Source organism: Phenylobacterium sp. (genome assembly GCF_016793225.1).
Classification (GTDB): Bacteria; Pseudomonadota; Alphaproteobacteria; order Caulobacterales; family Caulobacteraceae; genus Phenylobacterium.
Genome location: NZ_JAEUMN010000157.1, coordinates 1 through 24,772 on the forward strand (window position 1 = coordinate 1; position 24,772 = coordinate 24,772).

The 24,772-nt window shown below is 70.7% G+C and carries 25 protein-coding genes; 13 read left to right on the forward strand and 12 right to left on the reverse strand.

Annotated features, from left to right (window positions below; translation table 11 throughout):
* The 6 genes from sufC to JNK30_RS18640 all read left to right on the forward strand — a co-directional run.
* A partial coding sequence (sufC, locus tag JNK30_RS18615; RefSeq protein ID WP_293484528.1) for a Fe-S cluster assembly ATPase SufC occupies nucleotides 1-538 on the forward strand: 538 nt, incomplete at its 5' end.
* A gap of 43 nt (nucleotides 539-581) precedes the next feature.
* On the forward strand, nucleotides 582-1,607 hold the full coding sequence (gene sufD / locus JNK30_RS18620) for a Fe-S cluster assembly protein SufD (RefSeq protein WP_293484529.1): 1,026 nt from the start codon (nucleotides 582-584) through the stop codon (nucleotides 1,605-1,607).
* A 2-nt stretch (nucleotides 1,608-1,609) separates the two neighbouring features.
* Nucleotides 1,610-2,824, forward strand: a complete 1,215-nt coding sequence (locus JNK30_RS18625; RefSeq protein WP_293484530.1) for a cysteine desulfurase — start codon at nucleotides 1,610-1,612, stop codon at nucleotides 2,822-2,824.
* A gap of 13 nt (nucleotides 2,825-2,837) precedes the next feature.
* Nucleotides 2,838-3,200 (forward strand): SUF system Fe-S cluster assembly protein, encoded by a 363-nt coding sequence (locus JNK30_RS18630; RefSeq protein WP_293484606.1) that lies wholly within the window; start codon nucleotides 2,838-2,840, stop codon nucleotides 3,198-3,200.
* Entirely contained in the window at nucleotides 3,200-3,595 is a 396-nt protein-coding gene (locus tag JNK30_RS18635; protein WP_293484532.1) for an iron-sulfur cluster assembly accessory protein, read from the forward strand. The genes JNK30_RS18630 and JNK30_RS18635 overlap by 1 nt, the downstream gene beginning before the upstream one ends.
* Before the next feature lie 44 nt (nucleotides 3,596-3,639).
* Entirely contained in the window at nucleotides 3,640-3,924 is a 285-nt protein-coding gene (locus JNK30_RS18640; protein WP_293484534.1) for a 2TM domain-containing protein, read from the forward strand.
* A gap of 265 nt (nucleotides 3,925-4,189) precedes the next feature.
* Here JNK30_RS18640 and JNK30_RS18645 read toward each other — a convergent pair whose 3' ends face one another.
* The 5 genes from JNK30_RS18645 to parE all read right to left on the reverse strand — a co-directional run bounded on the left by JNK30_RS18645 (nucleotide 4,190) and on the right by parE (nucleotide 10,420).
* Nucleotides 4,190-4,996 (reverse strand): enoyl-CoA hydratase/isomerase, encoded by an 807-nt coding sequence (locus JNK30_RS18645; RefSeq protein WP_293484536.1) that lies wholly within the window; start codon nucleotides 4,994-4,996, stop codon nucleotides 4,190-4,192.
* Nucleotides 4,997-5,081: 85 nt separating this feature from the next.
* The gene (locus JNK30_RS18650) at nucleotides 5,082-6,134 is read right to left on the reverse strand and encodes a GGDEF domain-containing protein (protein WP_293484538.1); all 1,053 of its coding nucleotides are present in this window, start codon (nucleotides 6,132-6,134) and stop codon (nucleotides 5,082-5,084) included.
* A gap of 49 nt (nucleotides 6,135-6,183) precedes the next feature.
* Complete coding sequence (locus tag JNK30_RS18655; RefSeq protein ID WP_293484540.1) at nucleotides 6,184-7,734, reverse strand: DEAD/DEAH box helicase; 1,551 nt, start codon at nucleotides 7,732-7,734, stop codon at nucleotides 6,184-6,186.
* Between the two features lie 170 nt (nucleotides 7,735-7,904).
* Nucleotides 7,905-8,312, reverse strand: coding sequence for a hypothetical protein (locus JNK30_RS18660; protein ID WP_293484542.1), 408 nt, complete (start codon nucleotides 8,310-8,312; stop codon nucleotides 7,905-7,907).
* 53 nt (nucleotides 8,313-8,365) lie between these two features.
* Complete coding sequence (gene parE / locus JNK30_RS18665) at nucleotides 8,366-10,420, reverse strand: DNA topoisomerase IV subunit B (RefSeq protein WP_293484543.1); 2,055 nt, start codon at nucleotides 10,418-10,420, stop codon at nucleotides 8,366-8,368.
* Nucleotides 10,421-10,611: 191 nt separating this feature from the next.
* On the opposite strand from parE, the gene JNK30_RS18670 reads away from it, so the two are divergent.
* On the forward strand, nucleotides 10,612-11,214 hold the full coding sequence (locus JNK30_RS18670) for a PEPxxWA-CTERM sorting domain-containing protein (protein ID WP_293484545.1): 603 nt from the start codon (nucleotides 10,612-10,614) through the stop codon (nucleotides 11,212-11,214).
* 5 nt (nucleotides 11,215-11,219) lie between these two features.
* Here the strand turns inward: JNK30_RS18670 and JNK30_RS18675 are convergent, their stop codons facing one another.
* Nucleotides 11,220-12,335: a helix-turn-helix transcriptional regulator gene (locus JNK30_RS18675; RefSeq protein WP_293484547.1), complete on the reverse strand. Its 1,116-nt coding sequence runs from the start codon at nucleotides 12,333-12,335 to the stop codon at nucleotides 11,220-11,222.
* Nucleotides 12,336-12,499: 164 nt separating this feature from the next.
* Between JNK30_RS18675 and JNK30_RS18680 the strand changes: the two genes are divergently transcribed.
* A complete protein-coding gene (locus tag JNK30_RS18680; protein WP_293484549.1) occupies nucleotides 12,500-13,405 on the forward strand; it encodes an alpha/beta hydrolase in 906 nt (301 codons plus the stop codon).
* Between the two features lie 4 nt (nucleotides 13,406-13,409).
* Here JNK30_RS18680 and JNK30_RS18685 read toward each other — a convergent pair whose 3' ends face one another.
* The 3 genes from JNK30_RS18685 to JNK30_RS18695 all read right to left on the reverse strand — a co-directional run bounded on the left by JNK30_RS18685 (nucleotide 13,410) and on the right by JNK30_RS18695 (nucleotide 17,276).
* The gene (locus JNK30_RS18685) at nucleotides 13,410-15,341 is read right to left on the reverse strand and encodes a M61 family metallopeptidase (RefSeq protein WP_367118764.1); all 1,932 of its coding nucleotides are present in this window, start codon (nucleotides 15,339-15,341) and stop codon (nucleotides 13,410-13,412) included.
* 154 nt (nucleotides 15,342-15,495) lie between these two features.
* Nucleotides 15,496-16,905, reverse strand: coding sequence for a type I glutamate--ammonia ligase (glnA, locus tag JNK30_RS18690; protein WP_293484553.1), 1,410 nt, complete (start codon nucleotides 16,903-16,905; stop codon nucleotides 15,496-15,498).
* Between the two features lie 32 nt (nucleotides 16,906-16,937).
* On the reverse strand, nucleotides 16,938-17,276 hold the full coding sequence (locus JNK30_RS18695) for a P-II family nitrogen regulator (RefSeq protein WP_293484555.1): 339 nt from the start codon (nucleotides 17,274-17,276) through the stop codon (nucleotides 16,938-16,940).
* A gap of 239 nt (nucleotides 17,277-17,515) precedes the next feature.
* Between JNK30_RS18695 and JNK30_RS18700 the strand changes: the two genes are divergently transcribed.
* The 3 genes from JNK30_RS18700 to JNK30_RS18710 are packed head-to-tail and all read left to right on the forward strand — an operon-like array spanning nucleotide 17,516 to nucleotide 21,131.
* Nucleotides 17,516-19,054: an acetyl-CoA acetyltransferase gene (locus tag JNK30_RS18700; protein WP_293484557.1), complete on the forward strand. Its 1,539-nt coding sequence runs from the start codon at nucleotides 17,516-17,518 to the stop codon at nucleotides 19,052-19,054.
* A 2-nt stretch (nucleotides 19,055-19,056) separates the two neighbouring features.
* Nucleotides 19,057-19,626 carry a histidine phosphatase family protein gene (locus tag JNK30_RS18705; RefSeq protein ID WP_293484608.1) on the forward strand — a complete coding sequence of 190 codons (570 nt, stop codon included), beginning with the start codon at nucleotides 19,057-19,059 and terminating at the stop codon, nucleotides 19,624-19,626.
* Between the two features lie 59 nt (nucleotides 19,627-19,685).
* On the forward strand, nucleotides 19,686-21,131 hold the full coding sequence (locus JNK30_RS18710; protein WP_293484559.1) for an NAD(P)H-hydrate dehydratase: 1,446 nt from the start codon (nucleotides 19,686-19,688) through the stop codon (nucleotides 21,129-21,131).
* A gap of 34 nt (nucleotides 21,132-21,165) precedes the next feature.
* Here the strand turns inward: JNK30_RS18710 and JNK30_RS18715 are convergent, their stop codons facing one another.
* Together JNK30_RS18715 and JNK30_RS18720 are read right to left on the reverse strand one after the other, a co-directional pair.
* A complete protein-coding gene (locus tag JNK30_RS18715) occupies nucleotides 21,166-21,996 on the reverse strand; it encodes an HAD family hydrolase (protein WP_293484561.1) in 831 nt (276 codons plus the stop codon).
* A gap of 212 nt (nucleotides 21,997-22,208) precedes the next feature.
* Nucleotides 22,209-23,243 carry a lysylphosphatidylglycerol synthase domain-containing protein gene (locus JNK30_RS18720; protein ID WP_293484563.1) on the reverse strand — a complete coding sequence of 345 codons (1,035 nt, stop codon included), beginning with the start codon at nucleotides 23,241-23,243 and terminating at the stop codon, nucleotides 22,209-22,211.
* Nucleotides 23,244-23,354: 111 nt separating this feature from the next.
* On the opposite strand from JNK30_RS18720, the gene JNK30_RS18725 reads away from it, so the two are divergent.
* Nucleotides 23,355-23,900 (forward strand): BON domain-containing protein, encoded by a 546-nt coding sequence (locus JNK30_RS18725; protein ID WP_293484565.1) that lies wholly within the window; start codon nucleotides 23,355-23,357, stop codon nucleotides 23,898-23,900.
* Here JNK30_RS18725 and JNK30_RS18730 read toward each other — a convergent pair.
* A complete protein-coding gene (locus JNK30_RS18730) occupies nucleotides 23,897-24,310 on the reverse strand; it encodes a hypothetical protein (RefSeq protein ID WP_293484567.1) in 414 nt (137 codons plus the stop codon). The two genes, JNK30_RS18725 and JNK30_RS18730, sit on opposite strands and share 4 nt — an antisense overlap.
* Before the next feature lie 69 nt (nucleotides 24,311-24,379).
* Between JNK30_RS18730 and JNK30_RS18735 the strand changes: the two genes are divergently transcribed.
* Nucleotides 24,380-24,697 carry a polyhydroxyalkanoic acid system family protein gene (locus tag JNK30_RS18735; RefSeq protein ID WP_293484569.1) on the forward strand — a complete coding sequence of 106 codons (318 nt, stop codon included), beginning with the start codon at nucleotides 24,380-24,382 and terminating at the stop codon, nucleotides 24,695-24,697.
* The last annotated feature ends 75 nt before the right edge of the window (nucleotides 24,698-24,772 follow it).

Consider the following 24,772-nt stretch of genomic DNA (forward strand, 5'->3'; position numbering starts at 1 on the left):
GCCGAACGAGCGGGCGGCCAGGGGCGTGTTCCTCTCGTTCCAGTATCCGCTGGAGATCCCGGGCGTCCCGGCGCTGACCTTCATCCGCACGGCGCTGAACGCCCAGAAGAAGGCCCGCGGCGAGCCCGAGGTCACGGCGCCTGAGTTCCTGAAGCTCGCCCGGGCCAAGGCCGGCGAGCTGAAGATGGATTTCGACATGCTGAAGCGCGCGCTCAACGTCGGCTTCTCCGGCGGTGAGAAGAAGCGGATGGAAATCCTTCAGATGGCGATGCTTTCGCCGCGCATCCTGATCCTGGACGAGACCGATTCCGGCCTGGACGTGGACGCCCTGCGCATCGTCGCCGACGGGGTGAACGCCCTGCGCGGGCCGGACCGCGCCATGCTGGTCATCACGCACTACCAGCGCCTGCTGGACTACATCAGACCCGATCGTGTGCACGTCCTGGCCGGCGGCCGCATCGTGGCCTCGGGCGGCCCGGAACTCGCCCTCCAGCTCGAGCGCGAGGGCTACGAGAAGTACGCGAAGGCGGCCGCGTGATGGGTTTCCTCGGCTTCTCCCGCCTTGTCATCGGAGCGGAGGGATGACCGTCGCCGCGGCCATACGCGCGCGGGACGCCGCCCTGCTCCCCGGCAAGCGCGACGAGGACTGGCGCTGGACCGACCTGCGCGGGCTGATCCGCGACGTGCCGCCGCCGTCGCGCCCGCTGGCCGGGGATCCCGGCCCGGGCCCCTTCGACGCGCTGGTCGACGAGGTGGTCGTCGTGGCCAATGGGGAAGGCGCCGCCCACATCGCCGTCGAGCCGGTGCGCGAGCGGACCGTGGCCCTGCGCATCGTCGGCCGCGGGGACGGGGCGCACGCCGCCCGGATCTCGATCGACGTGGAGGCCGACGCCCGGCTCGTGCTGCTGGAGAGCTACGAGGGCGAGGGCGCCTACCTCGCGCAGACGTCGCTGATGTTCAGCCTGGGCGTCGGCGCCCAGGTCGAGCGGATCATCCTGGCCGGCGACGACCCGGAGGGGGTCAACGTCAGCCAGGCCGAGGTTGAGCTCGCGCCGAACGCGTCCTTCGTCCAGACGGTGGTCACCGGCGGCGCCCGGCGGCAGCGGCTGCAGACAGGGGTCCGGCATCCCGGCGGCCACGCCGACCTGCGGCTGGACGCGATCTACCTGCTCGACGGCAAGCGCCACGCCGACCTGACCACCGTCGTGACCCACGCTGGGCTCGACGGGCGGACGTCCCAGCTCGCCAAGGGCGTCGTGCGCGACCAGGCGCGCGGTGTGTTCCAGGGCCGGATCGTCGTCGCCGAGGGGGCCGACCGGACCGACGCGCGCATGGGCCACCACGCCCTCATCCTGTCGGACCGCGCCGAGGTCGACGCCAAGCCCGAGCTCGAGATCTACGCCGACGACGTCTCCTGCGCCCATGGCAACACGGTCGGCGCCCTCGACGAGGACGCTCTGTTCTACGCCCGCCAGCGCGGCATTCCCGAGTCCGAGGCCCGCGCCCTGCTCACCGAGGCGTTCGTGGGCGAGGTCGTGGACCGCATCCAGCACGAGGGCGCCCGCGAGGTCGTGCGCGCCTGGGTCGCGGAAAGGCTGAGGGTCTGACCATGGCGTTCGACGTCGAGGCGGCCCGCGCCGAGTTCCCGATCCTGCTGCGGCATGTCCACGGCAAGCCGCTGGTCTATCTGGACTCGGCCGCCTCGGCGCAGAAGCCGCGCGCCGTCATCGAGGCGATGACGAACGCGATGGAGCACTCCTACGCCAACGTCCACCGCGGCCTGCACACGCTGGCCAACGAGACGACCGACGCCTACGAGGCCGCGCGGAACAAGGTGGCCGGCTTCATCGGCGCCGAACCCGCCGAGATCGTCTTCACCAAGGGCGGCACCGAGGCGGTGAACCTCGTGGCCGCCGGGATCGGCGCATCGCTGCAGGCGGGCGACGAGATCGTGCTCACCGAGATGGAGCACCACGCCAACATCGTGCCCTGGCACTTCCTGCGCGAGCGCAAGGGCGTCGTGCTGAAGTGGACCCGCGTCACCGACGACGGCGCGCTCGACCTCGAGCACTTCCAGAGCCTGCTGGGCCCCAGGACCCGGGTCGTCGCGCTCAGCCACATGTCGAACGTGCTGGGCACCATCAACGACGCCAAGGCGCTCACCCGCATGGCGCATGAGGCCGGGGCCCTGGTGCTGCTCGACGGCTGCCAGGCCATCGTCCACAAGCCGGTCGACGTGAAGGACATCGACTGCGACTTCTACGTCTTCTCCGGCCACAAGCTCTACGGACCGACCGGCATCGGCATCCTCTACGGAAAGGCCGACCGGCTGGCCGCGCTGCCGCCCTACCAGGGCGGGGGCGAGATGATCGGCATCGTCAGCCAGGACGAGATCACCTACGCCGACCCGCCGCACCGCTTCGAGGCCGGCACGCCCGCGATTCTCGAGGCCATCGGCCTGGGCGCCGCGATCGACTGGCTGTCGACGCAGGACCGCGTCGCCATCGCCGAGCACGAGCACGCCCTCTACGCCCATGTCCGCGAACGGCTGCAGGGCATGAACTGGCTGCGGGTGATCGGCGAGGCGCCGGGGAAGGGGGCCATCCTCTCCTTCACCGTGGACGGCGCCCATGCCCACGACGTGGCGCAGATCCTCGACCGCTATGGCGTGGCGGTCCGCGCCGGCACGCACTGCGCCGAGCCCCTGATGCGACGTTTCGGCGTCACGTCGAGCGCCCGCGCATCCTTCGCCCTATATAACACCCTGGAAGAGGCCGACGCCTTCGTGGATGCGCTCACGAAGACTCAGGCATTCTTCGCGTAACCGCATGAGCCCCATGGACGACGCCGCGACCATCGAGCCGACCCCCAGCCCGCCGCTCTCTCAGGCGGAGCTCGACGCGCTCACCGATCAGCTGATCGAGAAGCTGAAGACCGTGTACGACCCGGAGATCCCGGTCGACATCTACGAGCTGGGCCTGATCTACAAGGTCGACGTCTCGGACGACAAGGACGTGGCGATCGACATGACGCTCACCGCGCCCGGCTGCCCGGTGGCCGGCGAGATGCCCGGCTGGGTGGAGGACGCCGTCGGCGAGATCCCCGAGGTGCGCTCGGTGAAGGTCGACCTCGTCTTCGATCCGCCCTGGGACCCCTCAAGGATGAGCGACGAGGCCAAGCTCGCGCTCAACATGTTCTGATGACCCACCTCGACGCCACTCCCGCGCCGCGCGCGCGCCGCCCCCGGCCCAAGGTCGTCACCCTCACGGATGCGGCCGCCGAGCGCGTCCGCGAGATCATGGCCAAGGCCGAGAAGCCCTACGCCGGCCTCCGCGTCGGCGTGAAGAACGGCGGCTGCGCGGGCCAGGAGTACGTCCTGGAGTACGCCGAGGCGGCCGACCCTCTCGACGAGGTGGTCGAGGACAAGGGCGTGACCATCCTGGTGGAGCCGAAGGCCGTGCTGTTCCTGCTCGGCACCGTGATCGACTACGAGGTCAGCCGGCTGTCCGCGAAGTTCGTGTTCCGCAATCCGAACGAGACCGATGCGTGCGGTTGCGGCGAGAGCGTAACCATTACACCAGTGAAACTCGACTGACGGTTCGAACGGGGTATCCTGTGCCCAGCAACTCTGGACCCGACATGACCGACGACGTCGAACTGCGCCGCCTGGCCATCCGCCGAGCGGACATGAAGCTGGCCTTCCGCAGCCACCTGCTGGCCTATGTCATGGTCAACGCCGGCCTGGTGGCGATCTACATCGCGACGGGCGACTTCGGCGACTACTTCTGGCCCATCTGGCCCATGCTGGGCTGGGGCATCGGCCTCGCCGCCCACGGCGCCTCCGTCTACATGAACGGCGAGGGCATCCGGGACCGCCTCATCGAGGAAGAGCTCGAGAAGCTGCGGCGGACGCGCGGCGGATAGGCTTCAGACCCGCTCGGTATCGTTGATTCTTCCGATTGTCCCGGCGAACGCCGGGACCCAGATCCACGTGCGAGACCGTGAAGGGAAGGGCTCCGAGCCTGCGGAACCCCCAACTGAGCCATTCCATGTGGATCCCGGCCTTCGCCGGGATGACCGGGCCTTGAGTACGGGGCTTATGGCTTAGCCCGCAGAGAAAAGGCCCCCGCGGGGAACGCGAGGGCCTTCGAATTCTACGGTTCAGACGGCTCGGTCCGAACGGGTGAGGCTACTGGCCCGTGAACTTCGCCGGGCGCTTTTCCACGAACGCCATGATGCCCTCGCGGGCGTCCTTCGTCCGGGCCGCGATCCCTTGCGCGTAGGCCTCGGCCTCGAGCTGCTCGTGCCACGCCGAGTCCAGCGAGTCCCACACCAGGTTGCGGGTAAGCGCGAGCGAGGCCGGCCCGTCGGCCAGGGCGCGGGCGTACTGCATCGCCGCGTCCATCAGCTCGGCGTCGGGCACGCACTTGTTGATCAGGCCCCATTCGGCCGCCGTCTTCGCCGGCAGCTTCTCGCCCAGCAGCATCAGCTCCATCGCCCGGGCCTTGCCGATCAGCTTGGGCAGCATCCAGGTCGCGCCGCCGTCCGGGACGAGGCCGATGCGGCGGAACGCCAGCAGGAAGTAGGCGCTCTCGGCCGCGACCACGAGGTCGGCCGCCACCGCGAGCGACACGCCGACGCCGGCGGCCACGCCGTTGACCGCCGAGACGAGGGGCTTGGGCGACTTGCGCACGGCCGAGACGAACGGGTTGAAGGTGCGCAGCAGCGCCTGGTTGGGACCCGTGCCGCCGTCGGTCGCGCGGCCGGCCGAGCCGCCGCCCGAGAGGTTGGCGCCCGAGCAGAAGCCGCGGCCCTCGCCGGTGATGACGATGGCCCGCGCCTTGTCGCCGTAGGCGAGCTCGTCGAAGCTCGCCTGCAGTTCCTGCATCAGGTCGATCCCGGCGGCGTTGAGCGTGCCGGGGTCCGAGAGCGTGATGATGCCGATCCCGTCCTGGATGGTCGTCTTGACCTTGGCGGGAGCCTGCGCGCCGTCCATGGGGCGTCCTCCGTTGAACTCTTGAGCCCAATCGAAGGCAGAGTACCCCCGCGTCAGCCAAGGCCGAAACGCCGGGCGGCGCGGGTCAGGCGGCTTTCGGGGCCTCTTCCGCGCCCGCCACGGTGGTGCGGTTGCGCCCGCCGCGCTTGGAGGCGTAGAGCGCCGTGTCGGCGCGTTCCAGCAGGGCGCTGGGCGACTCGGCCGCGCGCCGTTCGGCGATGCCGGACGAGATGGTGATCGCGCCCAGGTCCTCGTTGGTAGAGCGGCGCTTGAGGATTCGCGAGCTGATCTCCTCGCGGGCCCCCTCGAGGGCCTGCAGGGCCACCTCGCTGGCCTCGCCGCGGAAGATCACGGCGAATTCCTCCCCGCCGTAGCGGGCGGCGAAGCGGTGTCCCGTCTCCGCGATGCGCCCCACCACGCTGGCCACGTACCGGATGACCTGGTCGCCGGTCTGGTGACCCCAGGTGTCGTTGAAGATCTTGAAGTGGTCGATGTCCACGACGGCCAGGGTCACCTTGCCGTTGGGATCGGCGCAGGCCTGTTCGAGCGCCTCGTCGAAGGCCTTGCGGTTGGCCAGGTTGCTGAGGGCGTCGGTCATCGCATCGCGGCGCACCTGTTCCAGGTGCTCGCGCAGGCGGCCGAGTTCGTCGTTGGTCTCCGCCAGCTGGCTTTCCAGGGCGGCGTTCTCCTCGCGGACCTTGCGGGTCGCGGCGCTCAGGTTCTCGACCATCGCCCGCACCGCCTCGGCGTCTTCGCCCTGCAGGGACTCGGACGCGGTGGCCAGTTGCTGGCCGTACGATTCGGTCGTCTCCCGCGCCGATTCGATGGCGCGCGAGACGCTGTCCAGTTCTTCGGTCAGGCTCTTGCCGGCGTCGAGGATCTCGCCCGAGAGCTTGGCGTGCGGCAGGTGCTGCTCCGCGATCGCCTCGCCCACCTGGTCCGTGAACGGGGCGCCGGACTGCAGCACGGTGTCGATCGCGGCGGTGACGCGACTGTCCTTGGCTGCAACGTAGTGCACCCACAGTTCGAAGTTCACGGCCGTCGGCCACACCTTGTGGGCTTCCATGGCCTCGATCGCCTGCCGGGCCCAGTCATAGGCCTTGGGGCTGCGGATATAGATGTCGATGTCCGACGGCATGGGTCGATAGCGTACGCGCCGACCGCAAATGGTCCGTTAAAGCCGCCGATTAATCGTCGCGGGCTCGTGGCGTCGGGCGCATGAGGAACGCCGGCGTGTCGCCGCCGAAGCCGCGGACGCCGTCGCGATCCTCATCTGGCTCGCGTCGCGGACGCTCCGCGGCGCGCGCCGGCTCGGTCCGATCGGGGCGGGCAGGGCGGTCCGTGCGCGCGGGCCGCTCGGCGGGGGCGTCCCGGCGCGGGCGCCGGCTGCGTTCGGGCGACGGCGCGGCCGCCTCGGCGGGTTCGGGCGCGGGCGCGGCGCTCGCGGCCGGCTCCTCGCGCGGCGGGCGCGGTTCGCGAAGCGCGCGGTCGCGCTCACGACCGCCGCGGTCACGATCACCGCGGTCACGATCGCGGCCCCGGCCGCCCCCGCGCTCGCGCGCGCCGCGGCCGCCGCTGCGGGGCTCATCCTTGATGCTCGCCCAGTCGATCCCCTCGAGGGTGATCTCCTCGGGCGCCTTGCCGGTGAGCTTCAGCACCTTGTCCAGGTTCTTGGAGTCGACCGGCGTCACGATCATGAAGGCCTGGCCCGACCGGCCGGCCCGGCCCGTGCGGCCGATCCGGTGCACATAGTCGTCGGCGTGGTGCGGGACGTCGTAGTTGAAGACGTGGCTCACGTCCGGGATGTCGAGGCCGCGGGCCGCCACGTCGGACGCGCACAAGAGCTTCAGCTCGCCCTTCCGGAAAGCCTCCAGCGTGCGCATGCGGGTGGACTGGTCCAGATCGCCGTGGATCGGCGCGGCGTCCAGGCCGTGCTTCTTGAGCGACTTGGCGACGATGTCGACCTCGCTCTTGCGGTTGCAGAAGACGATGCCGTTCTTCACGTCGTCGCGGCCGATCAGGGCCCGCAGCGCCGTGCGCTTGGCCTTCGGGTCCGCCGTGGGCAGCCGCACGATGTTCTGGGTGATGGTCTCGGCGGTGGTGGCGGGGCGCGCCGCCTCGATCCGGGTCGGGTCGTTGAGGAACTGCTTGGTGAGCCGCGTGATCTCAGGCGGCATGGTCGCTGAGAAGAACAGCGTCTGCTTCTTGGGCGGCGTCAGCTTGAAGATGCGCTCGATGTCCGGGATGAAGCCCATGTCGAGCATGCGGTCGGCCTCGTCGACCACCATGATCTGCACGCCCGTGAGCAGCAGCTTGCCGCGCTCGAAGTGGTCCAGCAGGCGGCCGGGCGTGGCGATGAGCACGTCGACGCCCCGGTCCAGCTTCAGCTCCTGGTCGGTGAACGAGACGCCGCCGATGAGCAGCGCCCAGGTCAGCTTCTGGCCCTTGGAGTACTTCTCGAAGCTCGCGGCCACCTGGTCGGCCAGCTCGCGCGTCGGCGCGATGACCAGCGCGCGGGGCATGCGCGCCCGCGCCCGGCCCGCGGCCAGCTTGTCGATGAGCGGCAGGGTGAAGGCGGCGGTCTTGCCGGTGCCGGTCTGGGCGATCCCCAGGACGTCGCGCCCCGCCAGCGCCACGGGGATCGCCGAGGCCTGGATCGGCGTGGCGGTGGTGTAGCCGGTCTCGGCCACAGCGGCGAGGGTCGCGGGCGAGAGCCCCAGATCGGAAAATTCGGTCATTCGCTAACGATGAGTGCGGAGCGCTCCCGGGGTGGGGTAGGGCCACGCGGCGGCGCGGACGGAGATCGCCGCGCGCGCGGAACATACGTCGGACGGTCCCGCTGTCAACGCACGCTGCTCGACGGAGTTCATCGGCCGGCGCCTGAGCCGCCCATTTCGGCGCGCCTCGCCTATTGTCGCGCCAGGGACGGGGACGCCGGGGCGTCGGCATCCGGGGGTCCGGAGGCGGCCGCCTTCGGCCCGCCCCGCTTCAGGGCTTCGGCAAAGGCGTGGGCCGCTTCGCCCAGGGCGTAGGCGAGCGCCGAGCCCGCGGAGGCGGCGGCGTCGGCGGCGTCATGGGCTTCGTTGGCGGCCGTCGTCTTGGCGGCCCGGGCCCGCGCGCGGACCTCGGGATTGTCGGCGGCCTTCATGCCGGCGGCCACCGCGCCTGCGCCCAGGATCGCCTGTGCGATCACTGCCTGGCCGGTCCTGGACGCCAGCAGTTCGCCGAAGCGGCCCTTGCGGACCGCCTTGGGCACCTTCACGCCAGCGATCCGCTTCGGGATCAGTCCCTTCGAACGCTTCTTCGGCTTGGCCATCGCGAGCTCCTGGTCCGGAGCCCAAACGCGTCCCTGCGGGCGGCCGTTCCGGGCTAGATGTCGAGGTCCGCCGCGGCGAACTCGGCGTTCTCCTGGATAAAGCGGAACCGCAGCTCGGGCTTGCGGCCCATCAGCGCCTCGACCAGGTCCTCCACCTGCTCCTCGGAGCGGGGCAGGGTGACCCGCGCCAGCGTGCGGGTCTTGGGGTCCATGGTGGTTTCCTTGAGCTGCGCCGGCATCATCTCGCCCAGCCCCTTGAACCGGCTGATCTCGGGCTTCTTGCCCTTGAACTCGGTGGCCAGGAGCTCGTCGCGGTGTTCGTTGTCCCGGGCGTAGACCGCCTTGCCGCCGTGGCTCAGCCGGTAGAGCGGCGGCAGGGCGAGGTAGAGGCGGCCCGAGCGGATCAGGCCGGGCATGGTCCGGTAGAAGAAGGTGATCAGCAGGCTCGCGATGTGGGCGCCGTCGACGTCGGCGTCGGTCATGATGACGATGCGGTCGTAGCGCAGGTCCTCTTCCCTGAACTTCGAGCCCGTCTGCGCGCCCAGGGCCAGCAGCAGGTCCGACAGCTCCTTGTTGCCGCCGAACTTGTCGACCGACGCCGAGGCGACGTTCAGGATCTTGCCCCGCAGCGGCAGGATCGCCTGGGTCTTGCGGTCGCGCGCCTGCTTGGCCGAGCCGCCGGCCGAGTCGCCCTCGACCAGGAACAGCTCCGTCCCCTCCGTCGAGGAGCCGGCGCAGTCGGCCAGCTTGCCGGGCAGCCGCAGCTTGCGGGTGGCCGAGGCGCGGGCGACCTCCTTCTCCTTGCGGCGCTTGAGGCGCTCTTCGGCGCGCTCGACCACGAAGGTGAGCAGGGCGCTGGCCGCCTTGGGCTGCGCCGTCAGCCAGTGGTCGAAGGGATCGGCGACCGCCTTCTCGACCAGACGCTGGGCCTCGGAAGACGACAGCTTCTCCTTGGTCTGGCCCTGGAACTCGGGGTCGCGGATGAACACGCTGACCAGCGCGCCGGCCTGGGCCACCACGTCGTCGGCGGTGATGAGGCCGCCGCGCTTCTCGCCCACCATCTCGGCGTACTGCTTGAGGCCCCGGGTGAGCGCGGCGCGCAGTCCGCTCTCGTGCGTGCCGCCCTCCGGCGTGGGCACGGTGTTGCAGTAGGACTGCATGAAGCCGTCGGCCTCGCCGAACCCCGCCGGCGTCCAGGCCACCGCCCATTCCACCTTGCCGGTTTCGCCCGGCCGCTCGTAGCGGCCGGTGAAGGGCTCGGGCGTCACCGTTTCCAGCGACTTCACGCGCTCGGCCAGGAAGTCGGCGAGGCCGTTGGGGAAGCGGAACACCGCCTCGGGCGGCGTCTGGTCCTGGATGCGGCCGGGATCGCAGCGCCAGCGGATCTCGACGCCCCCGAAGAGGTAGGCCTTGGATCGCGCCATCCGGTAGAGCCGCGCCGGCTTGAAGGCCACGCTCTCGCCGAAGATGACGGGATCGGGCGTGAAGGCGATCTGGGTGCCCTTCTTGCGCGTCGGCCCGATCTTCTCGATGCCGCCCACCGGCTTGCCGCGGGTGAAGGCCTGGCGCCACTCGAAGCCGTCCTTCCAGACGGTCACCTCGACCCGCTCGGAGAGCGCGTTGACGACGGACACGCCCACGCCGTGCAGGCCGCCGGACGTCTCATACGCCTTGCCCGAGAACTTCCCGCCCGAGTGCAGGACGGTCATGATCACTTCCAGCGCCGACTTGCCCGGATGCTTCGGGTGCGGGTCGACGGGGATGCCGCGGCCGTCGTCGGTGACGGTGAGCTGGCCGTCGGCGTCGAGGCTGACCGTGATCACCTTGGCGTGGCCGGCCACGGCCTCGTCCATGGCGTTGTCCAGCACCTCGGCGAACAGGTGGTGCAGCGCCCGCTCGTCGGTGCCCCCGATGTACATGCCCGGCCGCTTGCGCACGGGCTCCAGCCCCTCGAGGACCTCGATGTCCTTGGCCGAATAGCCGCCGCCCTTGGTCACGGCCGCGTCCGCGCGCGGCTCATGGCTTTCGGCCAGGGGCGCGGCCGGCACGGGGTTCAGGGCGTCGTCGCCGAAGAGGTCGGGAAGGGGCTGGGCGGAGGACTTGGGCATCGTGGGGAAAGTGCGTCGATTCTGGGCGAGGGGCCCTATGGGCGCGCGGCGGCGCGCGGGTCAATGGAAAGCCGGGCTCCCGGAAAAGGCGAGCGCCGGTCGCCTTTCGAGCATAGCGCGTTCGGCGGATGCGGCGATCCGGTCGGTCGGGCGAGGCTGGCGGCGACCACGAAGAACCACCGGAGCTTACCTTGTCCTACCTTCGGCAGATCATAGCAGGCCTGACCACCGCGTGCGCGGTCGCCGTCGCCGCAGCCGCGACCGCCGCGACCCCCGTCGTCGACGCGGTGCGCATCGAGATCAGCAGCGCAGTCCCGGATTTCCTGCAGATCTTCGACGTCCAGGCGCTGGAGCTCGGCTCGCTGGACAACGTCGCGTCGGCCGCCGAGGGAGCCTCGGCGAGCGCGGTGAGCAGCGGCTTTGGGACATCGGCGGGCGACGCGATCGACGCGTCCGTCTTCTCGCCCTACTACTCGGGCAGCGGGGATGGGCTCGAGAAGCTGACGATTCAGCTGGGCCGGATCGCGACGCTCTCCAGCCTCAGCATCAGAGGCCGCACCGACTGCTGCCGTGCACGCGATTTCTGGAACGTGAGCATCTTCGGCGCGGGCGACACCCTGCTGTTCTCCGGCCAGCTCGATGCGCGCCAGGCGCCGGGCTCCGTCGCCAGCGTGGACTTCCCGGCGCCCCCGGGCGGCGTCCCGGAACCGGCGACCTGGGCGATGATGATCCTGGGCTTCGGCGCGGCCGGCGCCGCCATCCGGACGCGTCGGCGGCAGCCCGCCGCCGCCTGACGGGGCTACCCCGCCAGCCGCATCATCAGTTTGACGAGGTCCGTCTGGCGCGCGACGCCCGACTTCTCGAACACCCGGGCGATCTGGAAGCGGACCGTATGCAGGCTCAGGCCGAAGCGGTCCGCCGCCTCGGGCAGGCTCAAGCCCTCGAACACGGCGTCCGCGAGCCGGGCCTCGGCCGCGGTCAGTCCGAACAGGAGGCGCAGCTCGTCAGCGGGCGAGCGAAGCTGGCGATCGAGGTCCGCGACCGAGACCAGCAGACCGCCCGGCGCACCGAATATCGGCATGTCGCGGCCCGGGATCGGCGAGGTGCGCAGCGCCAGCGGCAACCGCCGGGTCGGCGACGGAACGCCCATCGCGCCGCCCGCCCTGTCGCCGCCCGCCGCCAGGCCGCTCGCGATGAGCTTCTGCAGGGTTGCATTGGCTTGTGGGTTGGACGCGAAGAGCCGTCCGGCCGCGAGCCCGAGCCCGCGGTCCTCGCCCAGCAGCGACGCGGCGCGGCGGTTCGCGTGGACCACCCGGCCTGAGGCGTCGAGGATCAGGATCGCGTGGAGCGAGCCCTCGACCGCCTGGGTCAGGTCGTGCGCCAGCCCCAGGCGGCCGGCGAGGTTGCGCCCCATCTTGTAGGCCCGGACGAGATGCGGCCGCAGCCGGACGGCCGCTGCCATGTCGGACGTCTCGAAGCGTCCCCGACGCTCCGGCCGGCCTACCGTGATCGTGCACACTTCGCGCTCCGCCAGCTCCAGGCGGATCCAGAGCGCCGAGTCGATGTCCTGCGGCTTGAGAAAGTCGTTGTAGAACTCGCTCCGCTCGAACGCCGCGCGCGACAGGGCCGCCTCTTCCGTCGCGACCCCGGCTGTCCGGCCCTGGCGGTAGGCCGTGGGGTCCTCCACCACGGTCAGCACGTTGCGGCGTTCGAAATGCTCGGCGTAGGTGCGAAGCGTTTCCGGGTCCGAGCGCGCCAGCAGCGCCTCGCCCGACCCATCGACGACGCTCAACCTGGCCAGTGTGGCGCCTCCGCCGCCCACCTGATCGGCGACCCGCTCCATGACCCGCGTCCAGAGGCTCGGGTCGAGAGCCGCGCCGTAGATCAGGTCCAGAATTTCCTCCTCTCCGGACATCCGGGCTCCATAGCACGATCGCACTACGCTGAAGCCGGTTCGCCCGCGCCGCCATCCCCCGATCGGGCTATGTGCGCGGCCAGAGACCGCTGTGCGGCCGCCGTGATTCTAGGGCACGCTCAGATTCTAGGCACGCTGACGGGGGCGAGCCTTCGGAGGGTGCGTTGGCGAGCTGGCGGGATCCTGAGATCGCGGGCGTGCGGGCCCTGCTGGCGGCGCGGGCGCCGGACCCGTCCTCGCCGCCCAGCTACGCCGAGCGGCGCGCGGCCATGGACGCGGTGGGCGAGGCCGGCGCGCTTCCGAGAGGGTGCTTCCACGAGCCGCTTGCGCTCAGCGGGGTGAAGGGCGAGCGGGTCGTGCCGCAAGGGGCGGTGGAGGGGCGGCGCCTCCTCTACCTGCACGGCGGCGGCTACACGATCGGCAGCCCGCGCAGCCATCGGCCGATGGTGGCCCGCCTCGCCGAGGCGGCGAGGGCGGTCGCGATCGTACCGGACTATCGGCTGGGCCCCGAGACCCGGTTTCCCGGCGCCGTCGAGGACGCCACGGCGGTCTACCGGGCCCTGCTCGACGCGGGGACCGAGCCGGCCGGCCTCGCGGTCGCGGGGGACTCCGCCGGCGGCGGCCTCGCCATGGCGCTCGCGCTGTCCCTCAAGGCCGCGGGGCTGCCGCAGCCGGCGGGCTATCTCGCCATCAGCCCGTGGGCCGACCTGACGCAGTCCGGGGCCAGCTACCGGACCAAGGCCGACGTGGACCCGGTGATCACCAAGGCGGGCCTGGACCAGATGGCCCTGGCCTATCTCGGCGGCCTCGATCCGCACGATCCGCTGGCGTCGCCGATCTTCGGCGACTTCGAGGGCGTGGCGCCGGTGATGATCCAGACCGGCTCGGAAGAGGCGCTGCTCTCCGACAGCGTGACCCTCGCCGACGTCCTGGCCCAGGCGCGCGTGGAGGTCCGGCTCGAGGTCTGGCCCGAGATGATCCACGTGTTCCAGGCCTACGGCGCCGTGCTGAACGCCGCGCGCCGCGCGATCCGTACCTCGGGCGCCTGGCTGGACGAGCGGCTGTCGTGAGCCGCTACCGCGGCCGGTAGATCTCGCTGAGCAGGTCCGGCTTCCCGGGGAGTCGTTCCAGGCGGGGATAGCGCAGGCCGCCCCGGTAGGTGATCGGGATCGTCTGGAAATGGTCTCCGTTCCGGACCAGCAGGCTGATGGGCCGGCCGTCCTTGGCGGCGGTGATCGCCGCCTTCAGCCGATCGGCGTCATAGGCGATGCCGTCCACGGCCAGGATCCGCGTCGAAACCGTGAGGCCCGCGTCGAACGCCGGGCTGTCCCACAGCACGCTGGTCACCTCGCCCTCGCGGCCCAGGACCACGCCCAGCGAATAGGTCAGGTTGGTGTTCTTGCCGGCCGTCTCGGCGGCCTTGAAGTAGCTGGTGGGCGTCTCGTCGTAGACCAGCTTCCAGCCGCCGCGGGTGATGCCGTCCAGCGGCGGCTTCACGGCCACGTCCCTGATCCGCACCTTCAGGAACGTCGCCCAGTCGTAGGGCTCGACGGCGTTCAGCGCCGCGACGACATCCTCGAAGGTGTAGGGCCGCACCGTCCAGTCGCCGTCCTTGCCGCCGAAGAAGGCGCGGGCGAAGTCGTCCAGCGAGCGCTTCCCGCCGGACCGCTCGCGGATCAGGGTGTCGGCGTCGAGCCAGATCAGCTGGCCCTCGGAATAGTACTCCTCGCTGCGCTGCCAGCTCACCCACGGCTGCGGCCGCCGGGCCGACATCACCGGATCCTGTCCGGTGTCCTCCATGTGCCGCCAGCGCCGGCCGATGCGGGTCTCGTAGGTGGCGGCGGTCGCGGCCAGGGCCTCCAGGCTCTCCTCCTTCGAGAACATGCCCGAGCGGCCGCCCAGGACATAGCCCCAGTACTGGTCCTGGCCCTCGTAGACCCACAGGAGCTGGCCGCGCATCGGCACGTTGTAGTTCGGCGTCCAGAGCTCTGCCGGGCGGCGGTACTTGCCGTCCCAGGCGTGGGTGTATTCGTGCGCCAGCAGGTTGCGGTCGGTCACCGCCTTGTCGAAGTCGGTGAAGTAGCCCGGCTCCACCTGGTTCTCGCTGGAGCGATGGTGCTCCAGGCCGATGCCGCCCAGCCGGTCGGAAATGGCCAGCAGGAACTCGTAGCGGTCGAAGGGGCGCGAGCCGAACAGCTTGTCCGCCTGGCGCACGAGGTTCCTGTGCGTCTCGACCACCTTGTCGGCGACCACGAGTTCGCCGGCCGTGTCGCCCACCACGTTCAGGCGGACGGGGATCCTCGCGCCCGGGTCGAGGTCGATCTGGCGGAAGTGGCGGCCGGCGAAGATCGGGGAGTCCACCAGGGTCTCGAAGTCGACCGGCTTGAAGCGGACCACGTCGCCCTCGCGCGCGGCGGTGTCCAGGGCCACGCCATAGCCCCATCCGCCCGGCAGCCGGATGCGCGGCTCCACCATGACCCGCCGGCTGAAGTGGCCTGCGGGATAGAGCGCCACGGCCTCCCACTGCAGGTTCAGCATCTCGGGCGTCACCATCACCCGGCCCTGGTTGGGCGCGGTGGGAGTCAGGAACTGGAACTCCGCGGTGATCTCCCGCACGCCTGCGGGCACGTCCAGGTGGAAGGCGTAGACGTCCACCGTGTCGCGCACCCAGGGGATCGTCTTGCCGTCGCCCTTGATCACCAGGCCGGCGAGCTTGTCGATGGCGCCCCGCGGCGCGTGCTTGCCGGGCAGCCACTGCGGATAGAGCAGGGTGAGGGGACCGCTCTGGGCGACGGGGATCGTCTCCTTCACGCGCCAGATGCGTCGGGCCGTGTCGGTGAGGTCCACCTCCAGCCGGATCACGCCCGGATAGGCCACGTCGCGCGGGGCGGGGACCGCGGGGGGCAGGGCGACGGGCTGGGGACCGGCGGACGGCTGGGCGAAGACCGGGGAGGCGGCCGCCAGCAGGAGGGCGGCGGCGAGGAACGCGGATTTCAAGGCGGGCACTCTGCGAAGGGTTTCCGTCCTTCTAGAGCGGGTCGGCGCCGCCTCTCAACTGCCGGCGGTCGCGCCGCGCCGTCCGTCCGCCGTCGGGGCCGGCCACGAAAAAGGGCCGCGGATCGCTCCGCGGCCCCTTCCGGTCCACCTGAACGTCAGGCGGCTAGCACTTGTAGTACATGTCGAATTCGACCGGGTGCGGGTGCAGCTGCAGGCGCATCACCTCTTCCATCTTCAGCTCGATGTAGCTGTCGATGAAGTCGTCATCCATGACGCCGCCCTTCTTGAGGAAGGCGCGGTCGCGGTCGAGGTTCTCGAGGGCTTCGCGCAGGCTGCCGCAGACTTCCGGAACCTTCTTCTGCTCGCGCGGCGGCAGGTCGTAGAGGTTCTTGTCCATGGCCGGACCCGGATCGATCTTGTTCTCGATCCCGTCGAGGCCGGCCATCAGCAGGGCCACGAAGGTCAGGTAGGGGTTGCCCATCGGGTCGGGGAAGCGGGCCTCGATGCGCTTGGCCTTCGGCGAGTCCACGTGCGGGATGCGGATCGAGGCCGAGCGGTTGCGGGCCGAGTAGGCCAGCTTCACCGGGGCTTCGTAGCCCGGCACCAGGCGCTTGTACGAGTTCGTCGTGGAGTTCGAGAACGCGTTGATCGCCTTGGCGTGCTTGATGATGCCGCCGATGTACCAGAGGCACATGTCCGAGAGGCCGGCGTACTTGTCGCCCGCGAACATCGGCTTGCCGGCCTTCCAGATCGACTGGTGCACGTGCATGCCCGAGCCGTTGTCGCCGAACATCGGCTTGGCCATGAAGGTGGCCGTCTTGCCGTAGGCGTGGGCCACATTGTGGATCACGTACTTATAGAGCTGCAGGCGGTCGGCCATGGTGATCAGCTCGTCGAACTTCAGGCCGAGCTCGTGCTGGGCGGGCGCCACCTCGTGGTGGTGCTTCTCGGGCTTCATGCCCAGCTCGCCCATGACCGCCAGCATCTCGCCGCGCAGGTCCTGACCCGAGTCCACCGGGTTCACGGGGAAGTAGCCGCCCTTCGGGCCGGGCCGGTGGCCCATGTTGCCTTCCGGATAGGCCTTGCCCGAGCTGACCGGCAGTTCGGTGGAGTCGTAGGAGTAGCGGGTGTCGTGCGGGGCGGTGTTCCACTGCACGTCGTCGAAGATGAAGAACTCGGCTTCCGGACCGAAGTAGACGGTGTCGCCGATGCCCAGCGCCTTCACGTGGTTCAGCGCGGCCTTGGCGATCGAGCGCGGGTCGCGGTTGTAGGGCGTGTTGGTGTCGGGGTTCACGACGTCGCAGAACAGCGCCAGCGTGGTCTGCTGGTAGAACGGGTCGATGATCGCCGAGTCCAGGTCGGGACGCAGCTTCATGTCGGACTCGTTGATCGCCTTCCAGCCGGCGATCGAGGAGCCGTCGAACATGGTGCCGTCGGTGAGGAATTCCTCGTCCACCAGGTCGATGTCGAAGGTCACGTGCTGCATCTTGCCGCGCACGTCGGTGAAGCGGACGTCGACGTATTTGACGTCCTTTTCCTTGATGAGGTTCTGGATGTCCTTGGCGGAAGCCATTGTTGATTATCCCCTTTCGATAGACCCGATGTTCAGATGGCGATCGCGCCGGACTCGCCCGTGCGGATCCGCACGACGTCCAGCACCTCGGTGACGAAGATCTTGCCGTCCCCGATCCGACCGGTGCGCGCGGCGCCGGCGATGGCCTCCAGCGCGCGGTCCAACTGATCGTCCGCGACCACGACCTCGACCTTGATCTTGGGCAAGAAGTCCACGACGTACTCGGCGCCGCGGTAGAGCTCGGTCTGGCCCTTCTGGCGCCCGTAGCCCTTGGCTTCGATGACGGTCATCCCCTGGACGCCCAGTTCCTGGAGAGCCTCCTTCACCTCGTCGAGCTTGAAGGGCTTGATGATGGCTTCGATCTTTTTCATGCGCTCGACATTGGCTTGCGGTCGCCGGGGCCCCCGCCGGTTGCGGGCGACCCAGCACGCGCCGGGCCGCCCTCACAAGCGGCGAGCGGTTGCTTGCCGTTGGGGCGAGTTGCGAAACTGAGCGGGCGCCTAGGAAATAGGCGCCGAAAGTTCAAAAAACGATCAGGCCGGGAATCGCCTTGTGACGGCGTCTTCCACCCCTAGGATCGCCGCGAAACGTCTCGGGAGTGAGAGCTGACATGGACGAACGGACCCCGGTGCTCATCGGAGCGGGCCAATTCACCTACCGGGGCGATCCGGCCGCTTCGCCGTCGCCGACCACTTTGCTGAAGATTGCGGCGGAACGCGCCGCGGCGGACGCCGGCATCGGCGCGGCGGGCCTGGCGGCGATCGACACGCTGGCCGTGGCGGGCTTCACCATCGACGCGCCCGGCTCGAAGCGGGGGATGATTCCGCACTCCACCAACCCGCCGGCGCTGCTCTCCGGCATGATCGGCGCGAACCCGCGCTGGAGCGCCTACTCCGAGATGGGCGGCAACACGCCCCAGTACCTGATCAACATGCTGGCCGAGCGGATCGCGCGCGGCGAGGCGGACCTGGCCCTCACCGTGGGATGCGAGTTCCTGGGCTCGGCCATGAAGCGCGCCGGCAAGGGGCTCCCGTTCGACGACTGGAAGGCCGTCGAGGACGAGACGCTCGATCCGCCCCAGCGGGTCGGCGATCCCCGGCCGGGCAACACCCCCTATGAGGGCCGCCACGGCCTGAACCGCCCGATCAACATCTATCCGATGTTCGAGAACGCCCTGCGGGCCCGCGACAAGCGCTCGATCCCCGACCACCAGAAGCGGCTGGGCAAGCTGTTCTCCGCGTTCAGCCAGGTGGCGGCGAAGAACCCGGACGCCTGGTTCCCCACCGCCCGCACGCCCGAGGAGCTGGTCGAGGTCTCCGAGAAGAACCGGATGATCGGCTTCCCGTACCCGAAGCTGCTCAACGCCATCATGGAGGTGGACCAGTCGGCGGCCGTCCTCGTCTGCAGCGTCAGGAAGGCGCGCGAGCTGGGCGTCCCGGAATCGAAGTGGGTCTATCTGCACGGCTGCGCCGACGCGGCCGACCTGTGGAATCTCACCGACCGCCAGAACTTCCACTCCAGCCCGGCGATGCGGCTCACCGGGAAGCGGGCGTTCGAGATGGCCGGCGTCGGTCTCGACCGGATCGACTTCATCGACCTCTACTCGTGCTTCCCGGTGGCGGTGGAGGTCGGGGCCGAGGAACTGGGGCTGTCGCTGGACGATCCGCGCGGCCTGACGGTGACCGGCGGGCTCCCCTACATGGGCGGCCCCGGGAACAACTACGTCATGCACTCCGTGGCCGTGATGCACCGCAAGCTCACGGAGAAGCCGGGCGCCTACGGCCTGATCACGGGCAACGGCTGGTACCTCACCAAGCAGTCCACCGGCATCTACTCCACCACGCCGCCCGACAGGCCGTTCGAGCGCGAGGACCCGGCGGTCCTGCAGCGCGAGATCGATGCGCTGCCGCACCCCGAGATCGTCGAGACGCCGCAGGGCGTCGGCACGATCGAGACCTACACCGTTGTCCACAAGCGAGAGGGACCCTTCATGGCGATCGTCGTGGGCCGTGACGAGAACGGCCGCCGGTTCGTGGCCAACACGCCGGCCGATCCCGCGACCCTGGCCTCGATGGAGGCCTCGGAACAGGTGGGCCGCAAGGGAACCGTGTCGCAGGCGGGCGACCTCAACATCTTCACCCCGGCGTGACCATGGCGCGGCTCTACCTCATCCGGCACGGCCGGCCGTCCTCCACCTGGGGCGGCCACGACGACGACCCCGGCCTCGACGAGACCGGGCAGGGGCAGGCGCGGGCGGCGCGGGACTGGCTGCTGTCGCGTCCCCAGGACGAGCGGCCGCGGCTGGTCGTCAGCTCGCCCCTGCGGCGCTGCCGCGAGACCGCCGAGCCCACGGCGCAGGCCCTGGGCGTCACGATCGAGGTCGACCCGGTGGTGGGCGAGATCCCGACGCCGTCGGGCCTGAGCGCGGCCGAGCGCCCGGCGTGGCTGCGCAGGGCCTTCGAGGGGGTCTGGTCCGACATCCGCGGCGACCTCGACTACGACGCCTGGCGCGGGGAGATCGTCGAGTCGCTCAGCCGCCGGGGCCACACGGCCGTCTTCTCGCACTACGTCGCGATCAACGCCGCCGTTTCGCGCCTGCTGGGCGTCGACCAGGTCCTGGCGTTCCGGCCCGACCATTGCTCCATCACCGTCCTGGAAACCGACGGCGGAACGGTGCGGCTGGTCGAGAAGGGCGCCGAGGCCGCGACGCAGGTGCTCTGAGCGGGGCTTGAACCCGGGCGCGCGGGGTGAAACACCGTTGGCCGCCAACGGAGTCCCGCGTGACCGCCCAGCCGATCCTCACCGTCGCCGAGATGACCGCGGCCGACCGCGCCGCGATCGCGCGGGGCACGCCGGGCGTCGAGTTGATGGAGCGGGCGGGCGCGGCCGTGGTCGAGGCGATCGCCGCGCGCTTCAGCCCCCAGCCGACGCAGGTGCTCTGCGGACCGGGCAACAACGGCGGCGACGGCTATGTGATCGCCCGTCTGCTGAAGGCGCGGGGCTGGCCGGTCGAGGTCCGCCGGCTGGGCGAGCCGGCCACCGCCGACGCGCAGGCCATGGCCGCGCGCTGGGACGGCGAGACCCGCGCGCTGGAGGGCAGGGCCGGCGAGGGGCTCGTCGTCGATGCGCTCTTCGGGGCCGGCCTCTCGCGGCCCCTGGACGGCGTGGCCGCGCAGGCCGCCGCGGCTCTGGCCGGGCGGCCGGAGGCGGTCGTCGCGGTGGACGTTCCCAGCGGCGTGCCGGGCGACACGGGCCAGCCCAAGGGGCCCGCCGTCTGCGCCGGGCTGACCGTGACCTTCCACGCCCGCAAGCCGGGGCTGGTGCTGGAGCCCGGCCGCAGCCTCTGCGGCGAGGTGGTGGTGGCCGACATCGGGCTGGGCGCGACGCCGTCGAAGCTCGTGGAGAATGGCCCCGAGCTCTGGCTCGCCCGCTTCCCCTGGCCGACGGCGACCGCCCACAAGCATGCCCGCGGACGCCTGATCGTGATCTCCGGCGAGGCCTGGAGCACCGGGGCCGCGCGGCTCGCGGCCCGGGCGGGCCTGCGCATCGGGGCGGGCCTCGTCACCCTCTACGCCACCGAGGAGGCGCTCGCCCCGAACGCCGCGCACCTGGAAGCCGTGATGCTGCGTCCCTTCGCGACCGACCTGGAGCTGGAGCAGGCGGCCGACACCGCCGACGCGGCCATCATCGGCCCGGCCGCGGGCGTGAGCGAGACGACCCTGCTGAACGTTCTGGCGCTCGCCCGCACGGGCGCGGCGCTGGTGATCGACGCCGACGCGATCACGGTCTTCCGGGACGATCCCGAGGAGCTGTTCTCCGTGCTCGATCGCGACGACGTCCTCACGCCGCACGCGGGCGAGTTCGAGCGGCTGTTCCCGGGCCTGTTGAAGGCGTCGCCCGAGCGGATCACCGCCGCCCGCAAGGCCGCCGAACGAGCCGGGGCGGTCGTGCTGCTGAAAGGCCCGGACACCGTCATTGCCGCGCCGGACGGCCGCGCGGCCGTCAACGTCAACGGCTCGCCCTGGCTCGCCACCGCCGGCTCGGGCGACGTGCTGGCGGGGTTCATCGGCGGCCTGGTCAGCCAGGGCATGGACAGCTTCGAAGCCGCCTGCGCCGCCGCCTGGATCCACGCCGAAGCCGCCGACCTGCATGGTCCCGGCCTGATCTCCGAGGACCTCCCGGGCCTCGCGCCCGCGGTGCTGCGGCGGCTGTACGACGACCGCTGAGGCGAGCCTTACCTCCCCTGTCGCGGCCGGTCAGCTACCCGAACATGTCGCTGGTCACGCCGCGGGCCATCTCGCGCAGGATGTCCTCGGCCAGCGTGTCCAGCCTGGAGCCTTCGCGGTAGTCGCCGCCGGCCGCCAGCCGGGATCGGCCGTCGGCCAGCAGCTTGGCGGCTGCGGCCTCGGTGATCGGCGTCTGCGGATCGTAGACCGCCACGGGGTGGCCGCCGTGGTCGGTCATCACCCGCATCACCGGGATGTCGGTGAGCCCGTCGCCGAAGAACGCGATGCGGCTGAACGGCACCGGGCGCTCGCGGTCGACGAGGTAGGCGTTGATCCCCTCGTTGTCCCACTCGTCCAGGGTCCATTTGTTGATCCGGAACAGGTACTGGGTCTTGGCCGTGTAGTTGATCGCCAGGGCGATCCCCATGGCGTCGTCGTCCTCGTCGAACATGAAGCCCGAGGCGTAGATGCGCTCGAACCAGCCGGCGATCGGCGAGCCCTCGATCAGCTCGCGGTTGCCGGACGAGATGATGAAGTGGCGCAGGTCCAGCCCCAGCGCCTCGGCCCGCGCGTTCTGCCGGGCGAACCAGTCCTCGACGCCCGGGAACAGCGGCAGGCTCGCGCCGCGGCGACGCCAGCTCTCCAGGCTGAGCTCAAGGCCCTTCTCGCGGGCCTTGGCGAGCATCAGGTGCATGTAGGCCAGGATGCCGTCGCCCCGCTGGGCGCGCGCCAGGCGCCCCGCCTCGGCCCAGAAGTCGGCGTGGTCCATCCCCAGCTCGTCCGGGATGAACGCGTGTTCCTGCATGTTGCCGGGCGCGAGGGTGCCGTCGAAATCGTAGGCGAAAACGGCGAGGGGGCGGCTCATGGCCGTTCCAGTAGCGGTTTTGGAGCTTCCGGATAAGGGTCGCCCCGGTCCCCGCGACGGGAGGCGGGGGACCGGGGCGTACGGCGGCGGTTGTCGGGGAACAGGGCCGCTGCCGCGTTTTTGTCCGTGTGTGTGGGAGATGCGCGGACGTCGGAGTTACGAGGCCAGGGCGCGCCCGGATGCACGGGATGCATCCACTGGTAGAATTTTTTTCAGGGCCGGGCGGCGCGGGCGCGTTCCCGCACGGTGTCGGCGGCCAGCGCGAGGCCCGCGATCATCAGCGGCAGCAGGAAGAAGAAGAGGCGGTAGCCCAGGAAGCCCGCGGCCAGCGCGGCGGGGTTCAGCCCCTTCGTGAGGGTCGAAAGCGTGCTCTCGAACACCCCTACGCCGCCCGGCACGTGCGAGATGAGGCCGACGATCACGGACGGCGCATAGGATCCCACGAAGGCGAAGTAGCCGATCGCACCCGCAGGTAGCAGAACCCACAGGATGGCGGCGGCCATGGCGTTGTCGATCGTCCCGATCGCGAGCTGCGCCAGGGCCACCTTGAGCGAGGGCAGCTTCACGCTGTGGCCGAACGCGCGCAGCGGCTTTCTCAGCACGGCGCACAGCACGACGTAGCCGCCAACGCCCGCCAGAAGCAGCCCGCCGAGCACGTCGGCGACCGGATTGGCGATGCGGCTGACCGCGGCGATCTCGTGGCTGCCCGCCAGCAGCAGGCTGAAGCCCGCCAGGGTCGCGATGCCGGCGGTGAAGGTGAAGCTGTTGAACACGGTGGCCGCCGCCACCTGGCGCAGGGTGATCCCGTGCTTGGCGTAGAAGCGGGCCCGCACCGCCCCCGCGACGAGCAGGTTCGCGCCCAGGCTGTGCGACAGGGCGCAGGCGATGAAGCCCCCCGCCATGGCCGAGCCGGCGCCGATGCGGGCGCCGGCCCATCGCAGGCCCATCAGCTCGACGACCCCCATCAGGGCGAAGCTTCCGGCCGACAGGCCGATGGCCATCAGCGTCGAGTCCCAGCCCCAGGCGCGGATCGCCGCGGCCAGCTCCTGGGGGCTGAGGTCGTGGAATTCCCGCCACAGGATGAACGCCGCCGCCGCCAGCAGGATCACGGCCACGAAATGCCAGATCGCGCCGCCCAGGAACCGCCCGAACCGCGAGCCCTGCGTCTCGGGCAGGACGGCGGCCAGTTCCTCTTCCACGTCCTCGGGGAGGGAGCCGGGCCGCGCGTCGGGGTCTTGGGCTAGCAAGGCTCGGTCAGCTCCGCGGAATCGGGCCCAGGCCCATGGTCGGCTTCGGGAACCGAAGCGCAAGGCGCAGGTTTCTCCGTCAGCATCAAGACCGTTTCAAGGAGACGCTGGATGGCGCGGGAAGACTGGCGCGACCTGGAGAGCGAGCGTCTGCGGCGCCTGAGGGACCGCGACCGCGACGACTACGGCCAGGCGGATTACTCAGACCGCTACGCCTACGATCCGGAGCACCGGACCGGGTACCGGGTGGACCGGGACGAGCGTTGGGACCGACGCGACGAGCGGCGCCCGCTCGGCGAGGTGCGGGCCTACGACGAACCCCGCCGCTACGACGAGGGCCGTTACCGCGACGATCCGCCCCGCCATGACGACCGCCGCCGCGCCGACGCCTGGGCCGACCGCCGGCAGGGACGCCGCGACGGGCCCTCCGACCGGGTGCTCTGGGCGGTGATCACCGAGCGGCTCGAGGACGAGCGGCGACTGGATCTCAGCGACGTCGAGGTGGACGTGCGCAACGGCGAGGTGATCCTGAACGGCACCGTCCGGCGCAAGGCCGACAAGCGCCGCATCGAGGATGTCGCCGACGTCGACGGCGTCGTGAACGTGCAGAACAACCTTCGCGTCCGCGAGCAGCACCGACGCTGGATGTTCCTCTAGCCGGCGCCGGGCCGTTCGAAGCGCCGCCGGAAGTGCGCCACCGCCACGGGCGCCAGCGCGGCGGCCAGTCCCCCCAGGTCGGCGACCCAGTTGTCGATCAGCGGCCGAAGCCGCGCGCCCGAGAGCAGATGAAGGCTCTCCAGGACGGTGGCGAAAGCGAAGATCCGGAACGCCACCTGGCGGATCGGAGTCCGGGGCGAGGCGGCGAGGCCCAGGAGGCCCGCCACATAGTAGGCTGCGAAGTGCTGCAGGTTGGTCGAGCGCACGAAATCCGGCACCAGGCGCGAGGGCAGGAAGACCGCCACGACGATCGCCAGAAGCGCGCCCAGGAACGCCACGCGCGCCAGCACCGCCAACGGGCCTGTGGCAGGGTAGGGGCCGTTGCCGAAGAGGCTGCGGTCGGGTTCCATCGCCCGCGAGGCTAAGGCGCGGCGCCCACGACGGGAACCCCCTGCGCCGCCTGGATCGTTCTAGGGCCCATGAGCAAGCCGATCACCGTCACCATCCCGCACCAGCTGGGCCGCGCCGAAGCCCGCCGCCGCATCTCCGAGGGCCTCGGCGGCCTCACCAGCCAGATCGGCGCCGTGGGCGAGCTGAAGCAGAGCTGGACGGGTGACCGGCTCGCCTTCTCGCTGCAGGCGATCGGCCAGACCATCACCGGGTCCATCGACGTGTCCGACCAGGACGTCCGGCTGGACGTGGTCCTGCCGGGCATCTTCGGCATGATCGCCAACAAGCTGAAGGGCCGGCTCCAGAACGAGGGCCAGATCCTGCTCGGCGGTCCCAAGCGAGGCTGACCGCACGGGACGTCGATGCGGCTACGGCCAAGGCAACCCCTTCGCCTGGCCGACGTTCCCCATACCGAATGCGAG

Excerpts from the sequence above, each read along its gene's own strand:
- JNK30_RS18705 (WP_293484608.1), top strand. The coding sequence starts at position 19,057 with ATGGCGCGGCTCTACCTCATCCGGCACGGCCGGCCGTCCTCCACCTGG.
- glnA (WP_293484553.1), bottom strand. The coding sequence starts at position 16,905 with ATGGCTTCCGCCAAGGACATCCAGAACCTCATCAAGGAAAAGGACGTC.
- JNK30_RS18675 (WP_293484547.1), bottom strand. The coding sequence starts at position 12,335 with ATGTCCGGAGAGGAGGAAATTCTGGACCTGATCTACGGCGCGGCTCTC.
- parE (WP_293484543.1), bottom strand. The coding sequence starts at position 10,420 with ATGCCCAAGTCCTCCGCCCAGCCCCTTCCCGACCTCTTCGGCGACGAC.
- JNK30_RS18625 (WP_293484530.1), top strand. The coding sequence starts at position 1,610 with ATGGCGTTCGACGTCGAGGCGGCCCGCGCCGAGTTCCCGATCCTGCTG.
- JNK30_RS18735 (WP_293484569.1), top strand. The coding sequence starts at position 24,380 with ATGAGCAAGCCGATCACCGTCACCATCCCGCACCAGCTGGGCCGCGCC.
- JNK30_RS18725 (WP_293484565.1), top strand. The coding sequence starts at position 23,355 with ATGGCGCGGGAAGACTGGCGCGACCTGGAGAGCGAGCGTCTGCGGCGC.
- JNK30_RS18655 (WP_293484540.1), bottom strand. The coding sequence starts at position 7,734 with ATGACCGAATTTTCCGATCTGGGGCTCTCGCCCGCGACCCTCGCCGCT.
- JNK30_RS18650 (WP_293484538.1), bottom strand. The coding sequence starts at position 6,134 with ATGCCGTCGGACATCGACATCTATATCCGCAGCCCCAAGGCCTATGAC.
- JNK30_RS18730 (WP_293484567.1), bottom strand. The coding sequence starts at position 24,310 with ATGGAACCCGACCGCAGCCTCTTCGGCAACGGCCCCTACCCTGCCACA.
- JNK30_RS18715 (WP_293484561.1), bottom strand. The coding sequence starts at position 21,996 with ATGAGCCGCCCCCTCGCCGTTTTCGCCTACGATTTCGACGGCACCCTC.
- JNK30_RS18695 (WP_293484555.1), bottom strand. The coding sequence starts at position 17,276 with ATGAAAAAGATCGAAGCCATCATCAAGCCCTTCAAGCTCGACGAGGTG.
- JNK30_RS18630 (WP_293484606.1), top strand. The coding sequence starts at position 2,838 with ATGGACGACGCCGCGACCATCGAGCCGACCCCCAGCCCGCCGCTCTCT.
- sufD (WP_293484529.1), top strand. The coding sequence starts at position 582 with ATGACCGTCGCCGCGGCCATACGCGCGCGGGACGCCGCCCTGCTCCCC.
- JNK30_RS18700 (WP_293484557.1), top strand. The coding sequence starts at position 17,516 with ATGGACGAACGGACCCCGGTGCTCATCGGAGCGGGCCAATTCACCTAC.
- JNK30_RS18660 (WP_293484542.1), bottom strand. The coding sequence starts at position 8,312 with ATGGCCAAGCCGAAGAAGCGTTCGAAGGGACTGATCCCGAAGCGGATC.
- JNK30_RS18635 (WP_293484532.1), top strand. The coding sequence starts at position 3,200 with ATGACCCACCTCGACGCCACTCCCGCGCCGCGCGCGCGCCGCCCCCGG.
- JNK30_RS18640 (WP_293484534.1), top strand. The coding sequence starts at position 3,640 with ATGACCGACGACGTCGAACTGCGCCGCCTGGCCATCCGCCGAGCGGAC.
- JNK30_RS18645 (WP_293484536.1), bottom strand. The coding sequence starts at position 4,996 with ATGGACGGCGCGCAGGCTCCCGCCAAGGTCAAGACGACCATCCAGGAC.